Below are 1,608 nucleotides of genomic sequence, written 5' to 3'. Positions count from 1 at the left end.
TTCGGATTAATTTTACAATCTACCTTTTGTCTAACTTTTGTGTTGCACTTCATGCACTTTAAAATGACTCAAGGCTAGTTTTTATTTGCTACTGAGCCATCGTTAATGATGGCCATTTTGTTCTAAAGTACATTCGTGATGACGCAATGATTCACCGATATCTCATCCAGATACTAAGCCTTCTTCTCTCGAATGGAGCCCACCAGATCATCTGTAGCTGGAGCGTTCGCAAGCAATGCGCGAACATCATCAAGATTCACCTTAACATTCCAAACTAAAACACCAACTAACTTATCGGTATCTATGAAATAGACAAGCGATCCATGCGTTCGCCGATCAAAAATCAATTGCAATTTAGGATCAATATTACCGATTGCTTGCCAGGAAATATCAAAAATCATGGAATAGAAGTATGGGGTATGCTGATAGCTCATGTGAGCACCTGCCATATTACGGCCAACTAATTCACCAGAAAGTCGGGCATGGTCCACGTGCTCAATCCGTTGCCGACCCAAGATGTGATCTGGATAAGAGGCAATATCTCCAGCAGACCAGATGGCTGGGTCACTAGTATTGAGATACTCATTAACTTTCACACCACCATCAGCTAAATCCAAACAACTGTCTTCAGCTAAACTAATCCGCGGCGTAACGCCTAACCCAACAATGATCGTATCGGCTGCGATCACCGTACCATCCTTTGTCAATAGAGCCAAGTGGTCACCTTGGCGTTGATATGATTGGACAAACTGACCACTCATCAGTGTGACACCATTGCGTTTGAACGTGGCTTCATACTCAGTCCGAATAGACTCAGGAAATTTACCCTCACCCAGCGCTTTTTCTGGAAAAATCATTGTAACTTCAGTCTCATTTTGGGTCAGTGACGATGCGAGCTCTGTACCAACATATCCACCACCAATGATCACAACTCGCTTGTTCGGACCACTAAATTTACGTAACTTGCGATAATCTGACCACTGTCTAAAGACTAGCACATGTGGATCAGAAGGCCCCTGGATTTGTCTAGGTTCTCCGCCAGTTGCTAGCAATAGCTGTTCATACTTGATTTGCTCACTATCGGCCAATGTAATGACCTTATCTTGCCGATTAATAGCCGTAACCGTTGTCTTGAACTTAAAAGTCACATTGGGATAATTTTCAGCACCAATCTGAATGTTCTCTTCAGTAAATTCATCATCTAGCCATAGTTTTTTACTCAGTGCCGGTCGTTCATATGGGACATCCGCCTCTTGCGAAATAATTAAGATCTCACCCTCTGAATCTTCCTGTCGAATTCCCTTGATGGCATAGCCAGCAACCACTCCGCCACCAACAATGACGTATCGATAGCTGTTTGTCTGATCCAAATCACTCATCTAATCGCCTCCATAACTTTACTTTTTCTAGGATCATTGTAATATAAAAACGCCATGATTCGAAAAATAACGCTCAGAATTGTCAATCGTTGCTTGCTTTTATCAGAATAATAATTTTATTTACATACTGCTACAAAGCTATCAAATATCACTATGATCCAGATTTAGAATTGCGGATAACACAGCATAAAATAATATTATTTTAACGCAAATTGCAAGAACAAGTTAG

1 protein-coding gene is annotated in these 1,608 nt (G+C 41.2%); it reads right to left on the bottom strand.

The window, feature by feature from the left end; genetic code table 11:
• Positions 1-173 precede the first annotated feature (173 nt).
• Positions 174-1,379, bottom strand: coding sequence for an NAD(P)/FAD-dependent oxidoreductase (locus FD07_RS11850; protein WP_020090536.1), 1,206 nt, complete (start codon positions 1,377-1,379; stop codon positions 174-176).
• Between the last annotated feature and the right edge of the window lie 229 nt (positions 1,380-1,608).

The sequence above is a fragment of the Levilactobacillus parabrevis ATCC 53295 genome (genome assembly GCF_001434055.1).
Classification (GTDB): domain Bacteria; phylum Bacillota; class Bacilli; order Lactobacillales; family Lactobacillaceae; genus Levilactobacillus; species Levilactobacillus parabrevis.
The sequence above is the reverse complement of the archived record's forward strand: the minus strand, read 5'-3'. Positions and strand labels throughout refer to the sequence as shown.